Here is a 14219-nt window from a genome sequence, read left to right as displayed (position 1 = left end):
AGAATATAAATTAAAAAAGATTGCAATTGCAATCTTTTAAAATATATTTAAGCTTGTGGAGTTCCAAAATCTAGAGTATTTGTAACTTTTACTTCTCCAAATTTTACGGTTAAGTATACTTTTTGATCTGTATACTTAGGTACCACTGTTTGACCTTGATCATCAGAAGTTCAAACTAATGATACTTTATCTTTGCTAAATAAATTAACTAAAGAATTATATAGATTTTTTTCTTTAGAATTAGCAGCTTTTCAAGGTAAAGACTTAAGTACATCTTTGCCTTGTTCAAATCCGTTAGCTTTAGTTAAATCCAATTTTGCTAATTCTACAAGCGTATATACTGCAGCAGGAACACCTAATGCATCTTTCTTAAGAGTATTAATAGTATATTTTTTTACAGATTTGGCATCATCTCCAGTTGCCTTATCCATAATATTAATTTGACAAGTACCAGCTTCAACTTTAAAATCAGTTGTACCAGCAGCTTCAATTTTACCTGCTTCAGTACTTTCAACTTTTGCAGATAAAGCAGTAATCTTTTTAACATCATCAGCTGAATAAAACTTCTTGCTATCAGGTGTAAATCCTAAATCCTTTAAAAAGGCTGCAGCATCATCACTTACTGCTTGAAATTTATCAGAATCAGCACCAGTACCTGCTTTTAATAATTTTTCGTTAAATTTAGTTGCTGTAATTTTTGTATTATCAGCAGCAGGAACAGAAATTGAATAACTTTCTTTACCAGCAGTATCATCCTTTTTTAATTCTTGATTAATTAAACTTGTATTTTCATTACTATATCATCCTAGTAATGTTGCATATTTGCCATTCAATGCTGGCGCTTTTGTTTGAGTTCTACATGCAACAACCGAACTTGCTGCAACTGTTGTTAAAGCAGCAGCACCCATTAGTCGTAGTAATGTTTTCATGTTTCTCATATTGTTTTTCCCCCTTAGATAATTTTTCTGAAAAATATAAACTATTTTCTGCCCTTAATTATACATTCTTTTTTATTTGGTGCTCTTTTTATAATATTTTTCATTATTAAGTGTTATTTTGATTTTTTTAAGAAAATAATTTCAAAAATGTTAGGATTAAATTGTTCATTAACTGAACATTCTTATTATTTTTTATATATACTCTACAGTACTTCCAAGATTATTGAGTAATATAATGTAAAAAGACCTGAAAATTTTTCAGGTTTTTTTATATTTAAAAATTAAGATAAAAAAACCTAATATTTTAACGCTATTCATAATGAACTTAAAGTATTCATCTATACAAATCAATCTTCAGTTAGTTAACCTCTGTTAATTGATATTTTTTTTACTTTGAAAATATGTTAACATTATTAATGTTAAGATAGTTTTTAATATAAAAGATAAGGAAAAAATAATAAAATGAATGAAAAATATAATGAATTTAAATCATTAATTAATTTTATAAAATTAATTGAAAAAGTTCTTGAACCCAAAGTTAAAAAATATATTTTGCATTATGAAGATATTAGAACCTGTTTGGAATCTTTTATAAAATAACGTAAAATGACTATATATTTTAAGATAAGGGGTATATATGCATAAAAATTATCCAAGTCATGTTACTAAAGAACAATTTGAGAACATAAGATCAATTTTAGAAAATAGCAAAAAGAAAACAAAACCAAAATTTAGATTTATATGAAGTATTTTGTGCAGTTTTATATGTATTAAAAGTGGATGTCAATGAAGAATATTGCAAAAAATTTTCCAAAATGACAAACTGTATATTATTATTTTCAAATTTGAAGTAAAAATAGTGATAAAGAACCTAGCACTTGACAAGTGTTTTAAAAAAATTAGTTGGAAAAGTTCGTATCAATAATGGTGAAAAGAACAAACTAGTTTTGTATAATTGATTCACAAGTGTTAAGAACACAGATACCTGCTAAAAATAAGGTTATGATGCTGGTAAAAATTTCAGGAATAAAGCGTCATATTGCTGTTGATTCTCAAGGCTTACCACATGCAATTTACATAACCACAGCAGAAAAAAACAGATCGTAACAGTGCTATAATAATGATTGAAAATGAAAAGAAAATTTATCTAAAGTTCAAAAAATACTAGTAGATGCTGGTTATACTGGTGAAAAAATTTGCTTTTAAAATCAAAACAATCATAAATACAAATGTTGAAGTTATCAAACGTAATGAATTACATTCTTTTGTATTATTGCCAAAAAGATGAGTTGTAGAACGAAGTTTTGCATGATTAGAAAAATGCAGAAGATTATGAAAAAATTGTGAAAGAAAATTAAATACTAGCTTACAAATGGTTGTTCTTTCCTTTATTTCAATTTTATTAAAAAGATCCTAAACAGGTTCTTACAATCCATTCATCATGTTTATGGATATTAAAGAATTTAATAAAAACATTACGGACTTCTCCCCACATGTACTTGTGGAAGAAGTCGAAATAAATGTTCAAAAATATTAGTTTTGATGAAGAGGTTTAAAACTGATATTGAATCAATTGATAATGTATTTTATATATTAAATATTATAAGAAAAGATTTAAAGATGATCAAAGTTTTTTCAACATTTTTACATGGAAATGAAAGTATATATTCAACTAATTATATTTGAGAAATTTTAATTAAGCAAAATCCTAAAAAAATGAAAGAAATTTTAAATAAAATAATATTATTACAAAAATTTTTAATATTATTTGTTCTTTGTACAATATTTCATATTTTTTTAAGTCCTCTTGGAACTAATCAATGAAACCTTGAGAAAGACCTATTTTATGATATATAAAAGACTCAATAAATTCTATTTTTTCACATGAGGAAAAGAAAAATATTAGAACCTGTTTAGGATCTTTTTAATAAAATTGAAATAAAGGAAAGAACAACCATTTGTAAGCTAGTATTTAATTTTCTTTCACAATTTTTTCATAATCTTCTGCATTTTTCTAATCATGCAAAACTTCGTTCTACAACTCATCTTTTTGGCAATAATACAAAAGAATGTAATTCATTACGTTTGATAACTTCAACATTTGCATTTATGATTGTTTTGATTTTAAAAGCAAATTTTTCACCAGTATAACCAGCATCTACTAGTATTTTTTGAACTTTAGATAAATTTTCTTTTTCATTTTCAATCATTATTATAGCACTGTTACGATCTGTTTTTTCTGCTGTGGTTATGTAAATTGCATGTGGTAAGCCTTGAGAATCAACAGCAATATGACGCTTTATTCCTGAAATTTTTTTACCAGCATCATAACCTTTATTTTTAGCAGTATCTGTGTTCTTAACACTTTGTGAATCAATTATACAAAAACTAGTTTGTTCTTTTCTACCATTATTGATACGAACTTTCTGGCAATTTTTTTAAGGTGCACGTCGAAGATGCTAGGTTCTTTATCACTATTTTACTTCAAATTTGAAAATAATAATATACAGTTTGTCATTTTGGAAAATTTTTTGGTAACATTCTTCATTGACATCCACTTTTTAATACATATAAAACTGCACAAAATACTTCATATAAATCTAAATTTCTTGGTTTTGTTTTCTTTTTGCTATTTTCTAAAATTGATCTTAGAACCTGTTTAGGATCTTTTTAATAAAATTGAAATAAAGGAAAGAACAACCATTTGTAAGCTAGTATTTAATTTTCTTTCACAATTTTTTCATAATCTTCTGCATTTTTCTAATCATGCAAAACTTCGTTCTACAACTCATCTTTTTGGCAATAATACAAAAGAATGTAATTCATTACGTTTGATAACTTCAACATTTGCATTTATGATTGTTTTGATTTTAAAAGCAAATTTTTCACCAGTATAACCAGCATCTACTAGTATTTTTTGAACTTTAGATAAATTTTCTTTTTCATTTTCAATCATTATTATAGCACTGTTACGATCTGTTTTTTCTGCTGTGGTTATGTAAATTGCATGTGGTAAGCCTTGAGAATCAACAGCAATATGACGCTTTATTCCTGAAATTTTTTTACCAGCATCATAACCTTTATTTTTAGCAGTATCTGTGTTCTTAACACTTTGTGAATCAATTATACAAAAACTAGTTTGTTCTTTTCTACCATTATTGATACGAACTTTTCTAACTAATTTTTTTTAAAATTACTTGTCAAGTGCTAGGTTCTTTATCACTATTTTTACTTCAAATTTGAAAATAATAATATACAGTTTGTCATTTTGGAAAATTTTTTGGTAACATTCTTCATTGACATCCACTTTTTAATACATATAAAACTGCACAAAATACTTCATATAAATCTAAATTTCTTGGTTTTGTTTTCTTTTTGCTATTTTCTAAAATTGATCTTATGTTCTCAAATTGTTCTTTAGTAACATGACTTGGATAATTTTTATGCATATATACCCCTTATCTTAAAATATATAGTCATTTTACGTTATTTTATAAAAGATTCCAAACAGGTTCTTATGTTCTCAAATTGTTCTTTAGTAACATGACTTGGATAATTTTTATGCATATATACCCCTTATCTTAAAATATATAGTCATTTTACGTTATTTTATAAAAGATTCCAAACAGGTTCTTAGAGAAAACCTTCTTATTATCTTAGATTTATTAAATATTTAATTTTTTAAAATTTTATTTCAGATTTATTTCATATATAAATAATTAATTTTTAACTTAACTTGTAATTAATTACTTTTATTTAGTTAGTAAAATTACTAATACTTAATTTTAAAAGCAGAATATATACGATATTGATATCAATATAAGAACAAATTAGTATTGAAAAGCAATTTAGTTCCCATTGATTTTAAAAAATAGAAACTTTAAAATGAATGTTATATCTTTCAATGATAATAGAACAAAAACAATTACTACTATATAAATAATTATATTTAATCAGTTTAAAACTTGAAAATTACCATTAATATAATGAAAGATATTTATACAATATAATCTACGATAATAAAACTCTATCATTTAATAAATTTCTATTGTTTTCAAATTAATAATATTGTATAATGAACAATGAATTAGAATTATAGCAAGACAGCTACCAGCTGTCTTTATTATTTCTAGTGTAATATATTTTATTTTTTTATTTAAGTATATTTTCATTTTGAAATAAATCTATTTCAAATACTATTAAATAATAAACAACAATGTTTATAAAAAACAAGGAGGAGAAAAAGTGGACAAAGAAATTAGTCAAATCATTTTAAATGCCATAAATGAAATTGCTGAAGAAAAACAAATAGCAAAAGAAGATATCATTGAAGCTTTAAAAGAAGGACTAAAAAAAGCATATGAATATCAAAGTCATTGTGATGATAGTACAAATATCAGAATTGAAATTGATCAAAATAAAGGTACTATTAAAATTTTAAAGGATTTAATTGTTGTTCCAAAAGTTGAAGATCCTGAATTAGAAATTGCACTTTCAACTATTAAAACAAAGAATCCCGGCTTAACAATTGGTGATACATATACGCAAATAATTCCTAGTGATCAATTCTCTCGTTTATCAATTTTTAAAGCTATTCAAGTAGTGAAACAATCAATTCGTGAAGCAGAAAAAACATCAATTTATGATGAATTTATTGATAAAAAAGATCACATATTAATTGGTACTATTGAAAGCGTTGAAGAAACTTATATGTTAATTAAAATTGGTAGAGCCTATGCTTTCTTACCAAAACAAAATCAAATCCCTAGTGAGATCTTACCAAAAAATAAACCAATCGCTAATAATACTTACATCAAATTTTATGTTGAAGATATTATTAAAAATAAAAACTATGGTCAAATTTTAGCATCAAGAACTCACGTTAATTTTTTACGTTGTTTACTAGAATTAGAAGTTCCTGAAATAGCACAAGGTGTAATCGAAGTTAAAGATATTGCTCGTATTCCTGGAATTAGAGCTAAGGTTGCAATTGTTAGTCATGATCCAAGCATTGATGGTATTGGTGCATGTATTGGTCCAAAAGGCGAAAGAACAAAATTAATTACGCAAGAATTAAGTGGCGAAAAAATTGACATTATTGCCTGAAATCCTAATATAAAAGAATATATAATTAACGCTTTAACACCAGCTAAAGTTATTTCAATTGATATTAATGAAGAAGAAAAACAAGCAAATATTATTGTTCCTACTGAACAATTATCATTAGCTATTGGTAAAAATGGTATGGCTGCTAAATTAGTTGCCGGTGTAACTCACTGAAATATTAATATTACTTCATTAGAACAAGCAAATGAAAATAATATTAAATTTACTTGAAATGGTAATATTAAAGAAAGTGAATATGAAAAGTTTATATCTGAATTATTAAAAAAACACAATGAAAAAATAAAAATCAATAAACAATAAAGTAGGTCGTTATGAATAAAATACCTTTAATTCAACGTAAAAAAATACCAATGCGTAAATGTATAGTTACAAATACTATTTTACCTAAACGTGAATTAATTAGAATTGTTATTAATAAAGAAGGACAATTATTCATTGATAAAACTGGCAAACAAAATGGTCGAGGTGCCTACATCCAACCTAAACTTGAATTAATACCTTTGCTTATTAAAAATAAGGCATTAGAAAGAGCATTAAAAACAAAAATTCCAAATGAATTTTATGAACAACTAATTAATGAAATTAAAAAAAATTGAGATTAATTTTCCCAAGCGAAAGGCGGGATGCAAATGGCAAAAAAACGAATATCTCAACAAACACAAAATATTAATCAACAACTAAAACAAAAAACATCTCAAATTAATGAAAAAGGAGTATTTTTATATAACGAACCTTTAACTATTTCAGAATTTGCTAAAGCATTGCATCATCCAGTAACTGACATTATTAAATACTTCATGAAACAAGGCAAACTATTTAATCAAAATCAAATATTAACTCAAGAATTAATGCTTGAACTTTGTTTGGAATGAAATATTGATTTTGAAAAAGCTAAAGTGGTAACATATGAAAACTTATTAGAAAATATTAATCTCGAAGATGATAAAAAAAATTTAGTAACTCGACCACCTGTTGTTACAATTATGGGCCATGTTGATCATGGAAAAACAACACTATTAGATACTATCCGTAATTCTAAAGTTACTAATCAAGAACACGGTGGTATTACTCAACATATTGGTGCTTATCAAATTAAAACTAATAATAAATTAATTACTTTTATTGATACCCCAGGTCATGAAGCATTTACTGAAATGCGTTCACGTGGTTCTAAAATTACTGATATTGTTGTTCTAGTAGTTGCTGGTAATGATGGTGTGATGCCACAAACTCGTGAAGCAATTGACCATGCAAAAGTAGCTGGTGTTTCAATTATTGTTTTTGTTAATAAAATGGATAAACCAAATGTTAATACTGATCGCATTATGAATGAACTAGCTAATTGTGATTTAACTAGTGAAGAATGAGGTGGCGATACTATTTTTGTTTATGGTAGTGCTTTAAAAAATCAAGGAATTGATGAATTATTAGAAGCCATATTAGTAATTGCTGAATTAAAAGAACTAAATGCTAATCCAAATCGTTTTGCTAATGGAACTGTTATCGAATCTCATCATGATAAAAATGTTGGTTCAATTTGTACTTTATTAATACAAGGTGGAACACTAAAAGTTACTGATATTGTAGTTGCGGGTAGCGTTAAAGGAAAAATTAAACGCCTTATTAATGATACTGGTAAAATAATTACTAAAGCTGGACCTTCAATGCCTGTTCAAGTTTTAGGATTTGAAACAGCCCCTACTCCTGGTGAATCTTTTATTGTTTTTAATGATGATAAATTAGCAAGAAAAGTAGCACTAGTACGACAAACAGAAGAAACAAATAAAATTAGAAATAATCGACAAATTAGTTTAGGTAATTTAACACAAGATGTTGCTACAGGTGAATTAAAACAAATTAATGTTATTTTACGAGCAGATACTCAAGGTTCAGTGCAAGCAATCGTTCAAGCAGTAAATAAAATTAATGTTAATGATATTACTGTTAAGTTTATTAGAGCAACTATTGGTGGTATTAGTGAATCAGATATTAAACTTGCTCAAACTTCAGGAAGTATTATTTATGGTTTCAATGTTCGTCCCAATCATGTTATTCGTGAAGCTGCTAACAATGCCGGTGTTGAAATTAGATTACATAATATCATTTATAAAATAACTGAAGAATTAGAATTGGCTGCTAAAGGTTTATTAGAACCAACTTATGAAGATAAAATTCTTGGTCAAGCACGAGTTATTAAAACTTTTCATTTTTCAAAAGTAGGAACAATTGCTGGTTGTGTTGTCATTAATGGTTTCATTCAACGTAATAGCAAAGTTCATATCATTCGTGATGATGTTGTTATTTATAACGGTGAAATCAGTGGTTTAAAACATGAAAAAAATGATTTAAAAATTGCTAAAAAAGAAACTCAATGCGGTATTACTATTAAAAATTTTAATGACTTAAAAGAAAATGATATTATTGAATCATATTTAGTAGAAGAAGTGGAGACAAAATAGGATGTCTATCATTAAATTTGAACAACAAGAAAGTTTCTTAAAAAAAGAAATTACTAATATATTAAAAAAAGAATCAAAAAATATTCTTTTCAAAGATATCACTATTACTAATGTAAAAATAACAAAAGATAACAGTTATGCTACCATTTATTGAACAGTTTACTTAGATAATTTAGATATTAAAACCATTAGTAATGCTTTAGAAAAAGCGAAAGGTTTTTGTCGAAGCGCACTTGCCAAAACAAGTAATAAATATAAAGTTCCAGAATTACGCTTTAAATATGATAATACCAACACTAGAGTTAAAAACATTGAAGAAATATTAAAAAATATCAAAAATAATAATTCTTCAAATGAATAAAAAGAATTAAAATGAGATTTATAATCTCATTTTAATTGGTGGTTGGCCCTAATTACTGGACCACTTTCATACTTTTTTTCTAAATTTTAATTTGTAAAATTGGTGGTTTTAGAAATTTAGAATGTATTCTTTCATAATTATAAAACATAACATATTGATTTACATCATTTATAGCTTCATTGATTGTTAAATATTGGTTTGAACCTTTGGGTAATCATTCTTGAGATAAATGTGAGAATCAGTTTTCTGATAGAACATTACCGCCAATATCATAAGGTTGCTTTTTGCTTAAGATTATTTGTTTGTCAATAGTTCAGTTGGATATGTCTTGGCAATAAAATTCAGCAGCATTATCTGAATGTAAAATAACGCTTTTGATTTGTTTTAAAGAAAATTGTTGTGTTATTTTTTCAAGAGCAGGTTTTATTAAATCTTTATATGATTTATTAGAAGCAGTATTATAACTAACAACATTATTTGAATAAAAATCAATAATTACCAAAAGGTATAATCAGCCTTCTTTAGTATTGATTTGTTTAGTATCCATTGATCAAATTTGATTAGAAGAAGTTGTGATTTTATAATTTTTGTTGACTTTATCCATTGTAGGTATTCATTTATGTGCAGTCTTTTTATTTTTACTATTATTATTTTTAGTTTGTTTTAAACCTTGGATGTTGTGATCTTTCATAATTTTTCGCATTTGTTTTGTTGATAATTCTATATTTAAGTGAATGTTTTTTTCTTGTTTTAATCATTCTTTAAATGCTGAAAAAATTCGTAAATATCCATAAATTCTACCTTTTCTTGTAGAATGAAATTCAATTAAAAATTTGCATAATTTTTGATATTTATGGTTACAATGATCAAGGTGATTTATTTCTTTTTTAATAGGTTTTTGTTTGTTTTTTAAAAAGTAATATGTTGATCTGTTTAATTGAAGATATTGAGAAAGATGTCTAATCGAATATTGATTCTTGCAATGATCAATAATTTTAATTTTTTGATTAATATTTAATTTTCTAATAAATAATTCTATTTGTTTAATTTTATCCATTAATAAAAATCCTTTCATGTCAAAATTAGTGTTAATTATATAAGAACCTGTTTAGGATCTTTTTAATAAAATTGAAATAAAGGAAAGAACAACCATTTGTAAGCTAGTATTTAATTTTCTTTCACAATTTTTTCATAATCTTCTGTATTTTTCTAATCATGCAAAACTTCGTTCTACAACTCATCTTTTTGGCAATAATACAAAAGAATGTAATTCATTACGTTTGATAACTTCAACATTTGCATTTATGATTGTTTTGATTTTAAAAGCAAATTTTTCACCAGTATAACCAGCATCTACTAGTATTTTTTGAACTTTAGATAAATTTTCTTTTTCATTTTCAATCATTATTATAGCACTGTTACGATCTGTTTTTTCTGCTGTGGTTATGTAAATTGCATGTGGTAAGCCTTGAGAATCAACAGCAATATGACGCTTTATTCCTGAAATTTTTTTACCAGCATCATAACCTTTATTTTTAGCAGTATCTGTGTTCTTAACACTTTGTGAATCAATTATACAAAAACTAGTTTGTTCTTTTCTACCATTATTGATACGAACTTTTCTAACTAATTTTTTTTAAAATTACTTGTCAAGTGCTAGGTTCTTTATCACTATTTTTACTTCAAATTTGAAAATAATAATATACAGTTTGTCATTTTGGAAAATTTTTTGGTAACATTCTTCATTGACATCCACTTTTTAATACATATAAAACTGCACAAAATACTTCATATAAATCTAAATTTCTTGGTTTTGTTTTCTTTTTGCTATTTTCTAAAATTGATCTTATGTTCTCAAATTGTTCTTTAGTAACATGACTTGGATAATTTTTATGCATATATACCCCTTATCTTAAAATATATAGTCATTTTACGTTATTTTATAAAAGATTCCAAACAGGTTCTAAGCAAATCTTAACTAAAGTTTATATCTGAAAAAATGAATATACAATAAAAAAAATACCAGTTAAATTATATTTTTGATTAAATAGAAAAAATCTTTCTTGTAATTTTTATTCTATAAAGTTAATAATTAATATTTTTTTTCTTTTTAATTTATAAAAATATTTCATAATTTTATCTTTTTGCTTGTAATAACTAATATTTATGGTTAATATTAAAATTGAAATTAATATTTATATTAATCTAAATTAGATAAGTATAATTAATAATAATTAGTTTTCAGCGAGAGTGAATAGTGTAAGCACTTAACCATTATTAATTAGAAGCTCCTAATTTAACAATTTTAATCATTAATTAAGTGCATTTACTTTGTAAGTGAATTAGGATGGTACCGCGTTAAAAAACGTTCCTATTTTGATAGGAATTTTTATTATTTTGAGGAGAAATTATTATGTCAATAAAATGAACAACAGATAAAGTTAGAACAACTTGATTAAATTTTTTTAAAAGTTATGATCATCACATTTTAGAAAGTGCATCACTTGTTCCAAATGATGATCCTTCACTATTGTGGATTAATTCTGGAGTTGCTACATTAAAACCATATTTTGATGGACGACAAACCCCAATTGCTAAAAGATTAGCAAATTCACAAAAAGCAATTAGAACTAATGATATTGAAAATATTGGTATTACAGCAAGACATCAAACTTTTTTTGAAATGTTAGGTAATTTTTCAATTGGTGATTATTTTAAAAAAGAAGCTATTGTTTGAGGATGAGAATTTTTAACTAGTAAAAAGTGATTAAATTTAGATGCTAATTTATTATATGTAACAGTTTTTAATGAAGATGAAGAAACATATAATTTATGATTAAATATTATTAAATTACCAAAAGAACGTATTATTAAAGGTACAAGATCTACTAACTTTTGAGATATGGGTCAAGGTCCTTGTGGTCCTAATACTGAAATTTATTATGATCGTGGTATTAAATATGATCCTAAAAATATTGGTATTAAATTATTAAAAGATGATATTGAAAATGATCGTTATATTGAAATTTGAAATATTGTTTTTTCACAATTTAATAATGATGGCAAAAATAATTATACTGATTTACCAAGAAAAAATATTGATACTGGTGCAGGATTAGAAAGACTAGTAGCAATTTTACAAGATGTGCCAACTAACTTTGATACTGATTTATTTCAAAATATTATTCATGAATGTGAAAAATTGACAAATTTTCGTTATGATATTAATAATTATTTTACACAAGAGATTAAGCAAAAAACTATTAATACTGCATTTAAAATTATTGCTGATCATATTCGTTGCTTAGTTTTTGCAATTAGTGATGGTGTTTTTCCTAGTAATAAAGATCGTGGTTATGTATTACGAAGATTGATTAGAAGAGCTGTTGTATATGGACAAAAACTTAATATTAATGAACCATTTTTGTTTAAGTTAGTTTCAATTATTATCAAAGTTATGGGTCAACATTATCAAGAATTACATAAAAAAGTCGATTTAGTAACTAATATTATTAAAAGCGAAGAATTAAAATTTTGAACAACATTGATAACAGGAAAACAATTATTATTACAAGTTATTAAAGATAATAAAAAAGTAGATGCAACTGCGGCTTTTAAATTATTTGATACCTATGGTTATCCTATTGAATTAACATTAGAGATTGCAAATGAAGAAAATGCGACTGTTGATTTAAAAGGTTTTCAAAAGTTATTGGATAACAGTAAAGATAATACAAGAAAAGTAAGAATTAATCATCAAGCATTAACAATTCAATCTTCATTACTAACTAATTTAAAAGTTCCTTCAACCTTTGTTGGTTATGATAAAGAACAAATAAATACAAATATTGTTTTTATGTTTAAATCAGAGCATGAGGTAAAATTTTTAAAAAATGAAAAAGGTTATTTAATTTTAAATGAAACACCTTTTTATGCAGAAAAGGGGGGGCAAGCATCTGATGATGGTATTATCAAAGGAGAAAATGGAACGGCCTCTGTTATTGATGTACAACAAGGACCACAAAAACAGCATATTCATCAAGTGGAAGTAAAAGGTGAATTAACACAAACAGAAATTGTTGAAGCACAAATTAATAGTTCACATCGTTTTTATACAAGAAAAAATCATTCAGGAACTCATTTATTACATGCTGCTTTAAGAAAATTATTAGGTTTACATGTTATGCAATCTGGAAGTTTTAATAATTATCAATATTTACGATTAGATTTTAGTCATTATGAAATGTTAACTTTAGAACAAATTATAAGTATAGAACAACAAGTAAGTAAATGAATTAAAGGTAAATATCCTTGTGAAATTATTTATTGTACATATGAAGAAGCAATCAAAATTGGAGCTTTAGCTTTTTTTGGTGAAAAATATGAAGAAAAAGTTCGAGTAATTAAGTTTGGTGATTTTTCAATTGAACTTTGTGGGGGTACTCATTGTTATAATTCACAAGAAGTAGAACAGTTATTAATAACTAATGTTGAATCAAAAGGATCTGGTTCTTATCGAATTCATGCTTTAACATCATTAAAAACTATTAATGAATACTTAACACAACAAATAATGATGATTAAAGAACAAAGCAATAGTTTATTTATTCAATATCAAAAAAATAAAGATAACCGTATGCAAGAAGAAATTGAAAAAATATATGATGCTATTAATAATTTAAAAGTGGTAGCTGCTGATTGAAGAAAAGGAAAAATGTTATTACTAGAATTACATAGTTTATTTAAAAAATGACAAATTAATTTTGAAGAATTAAATCGTCAGAAGATAGTAAAAAAATATTTAACTTTAGTTCCAAAAAATGAAAATAATTATAAACTATTAATTGCAAATTTTGAAAATTTAGATATTAAAACATTAAGAGAAATAATTGAACATTATCGTAATCAATATCAAAATATTATTATTATTTTTATTAATAAAATTAATAATCAAGAATATTTAGTATTAGTTGCTTCAAGTAAAGAATTGCATAATAATAAACAGTATCAAAGTAATAATATTTTACAAAAAATATTAAAAACATATAATGGTAAGGGTGGCGGTAGCCCAATCTTAGCGCAAGGGAAGATTGATAAGTTTATTACAGAAAAAGAAATTAATAAAATTATATATTAAACTTAATGCTTATATGTATTAATTTATATAAATATTATATGATATACAATAATATATGTTCAACATCAATAATGTTTTACAATCATATATAACATTATTACAGTAATTGCATAATCTTTTATAATTTCTTATTGATGAAATATAGAAAAATAGTAGTGATAATAATTTTAGAAAAAATACATTTTTTTAATTAATAA

At 24.8% G+C, this 14219-nt stretch carries 11 protein-coding genes and 1 pseudogene; 7 read left to right on the top strand and 5 right to left on the bottom strand.

The genetic code is table 4. The features are described 5' to 3' along the window. Nucleotides 1-47: 47 nt before the first annotated feature. Nucleotides 48-938 (bottom strand): hypothetical protein, encoded by an 891-nt coding sequence (locus M0D11_RS03415; protein WP_252320097.1) that lies wholly within the window; start codon nt 936-938, stop codon nt 48-50. A 462-nt stretch (nt 939-1400) separates the two neighbouring features. Between M0D11_RS03415 and M0D11_RS03410 the strand changes: the two genes are divergently transcribed. Both M0D11_RS03410 and M0D11_RS03405 read left to right on the top strand, forming a co-directional pair. Beyond that, complete coding sequence (locus M0D11_RS03410) at nt 1401-1538, top strand: hypothetical protein (RefSeq protein ID WP_252320095.1); 138 nt, start codon at nt 1401-1403, stop codon at nt 1536-1538. A gap of 37 nt (nt 1539-1575) precedes the next feature. After that, nucleotides 1576-2355 (top strand): annotated as a pseudogene (locus M0D11_RS03405) (IS5 family transposase). Between the two features lie 496 nt (nt 2356-2851). On the opposite strand, the gene M0D11_RS03400 reads toward M0D11_RS03405, so the two are convergent. Then, nucleotides 2852-3581 (bottom strand): IS5 family transposase gene (locus M0D11_RS03400; protein WP_438811368.1). Its coding sequence is split into 2 segments (ribosomal slippage): nt 2852-3371 and nt 3370-3581, totalling 732 coding nucleotides; the frame shifts between segments, so codons are not numbered across the junction. Between the two features lie 16 nt (nt 3582-3597). Next, nucleotides 3598-4387 (bottom strand): IS5 family transposase gene (locus M0D11_RS03395; RefSeq protein ID WP_368862531.1). Its coding sequence is split into 2 segments (ribosomal slippage): nt 3598-4120 and nt 4119-4387, totalling 792 coding nucleotides; the frame shifts between segments, so codons are not numbered across the junction. A gap of 796 nt (nt 4388-5183) precedes the next feature. Between M0D11_RS03395 and nusA the strand changes: the two genes are divergently transcribed. The 4 genes from nusA to rbfA are packed head-to-tail and all read left to right on the top strand — an operon-like array spanning nt 5184 to nt 8885. Then, the gene (gene nusA / locus M0D11_RS03390; RefSeq protein ID WP_252320093.1) at nt 5184-6365 is read left to right on the top strand and encodes a transcription termination factor NusA; all 1182 of its coding nucleotides are present in this window, start codon (nt 5184-5186) and stop codon (nt 6363-6365) included. An 11-nt stretch (nt 6366-6376) separates the two neighbouring features. Continuing rightward, on the top strand, nt 6377-6667 hold the full coding sequence (gene rnpM, locus M0D11_RS03385) for an RNase P modulator RnpM (protein ID WP_338957115.1): 291 nt from the start codon (nt 6377-6379) through the stop codon (nt 6665-6667). Between the two features lie 27 nt (nt 6668-6694). Next, on the top strand, nt 6695-8524 hold the full coding sequence (gene infB, locus M0D11_RS03380; protein ID WP_252320091.1) for a translation initiation factor IF-2: 1830 nt from the start codon (nt 6695-6697) through the stop codon (nt 8522-8524). A 1-nt stretch (nt 8525) separates the two neighbouring features. Beyond that, on the top strand, nt 8526-8885 hold the full coding sequence (rbfA, locus tag M0D11_RS03375) for a 30S ribosome-binding factor RbfA (protein WP_252320089.1): 360 nt from the start codon (nt 8526-8528) through the stop codon (nt 8883-8885). Nucleotides 8886-8964: 79 nt separating this feature from the next. Here the strand turns inward: rbfA and M0D11_RS03370 are convergent, their stop codons facing one another. Together M0D11_RS03370 and M0D11_RS03365 are read right to left on the bottom strand one after the other, a co-directional pair. Continuing rightward, nucleotides 8965-9960: an IS3 family transposase gene (locus tag M0D11_RS03370; RefSeq protein WP_252319878.1), complete on the bottom strand. Its 996-nt coding sequence runs from the start codon at nt 9958-9960 to the stop codon at nt 8965-8967. 33 nt (nt 9961-9993) lie between these two features. Further along, a protein-coding gene (locus M0D11_RS03365; protein ID WP_368862530.1) for an IS5 family transposase occupies nt 9994-10783 on the bottom strand; the annotation gives its coding sequence in 2 pieces (ribosomal slippage) (nt 9994-10516 and nt 10515-10783; 792 coding nt in all). 515 nt (nt 10784-11298) lie between these two features. On the opposite strand from M0D11_RS03365, the gene alaS reads away from it, so the two are divergent. Beyond that, nucleotides 11299-14022, top strand: a complete 2724-nt coding sequence (gene alaS / locus M0D11_RS03360) for an alanine--tRNA ligase (protein WP_252320087.1) — start codon at nt 11299-11301, stop codon at nt 14020-14022. Nucleotides 14023-14219 lie beyond the last annotated feature (197 nt).

Origin of the sequence: Spiroplasma endosymbiont of Lariophagus distinguendus (genome assembly GCF_023846195.1) — a bacterium.
Classification (GTDB): domain Bacteria; phylum Bacillota_I; class Bacilli_A; order Mycoplasmatales; family VBWQ01; genus Spiroplasma_E.
The sequence above is the reverse complement of the archived record's forward strand: the minus strand, read 5'-3'. Positions and strand labels throughout refer to the sequence as shown.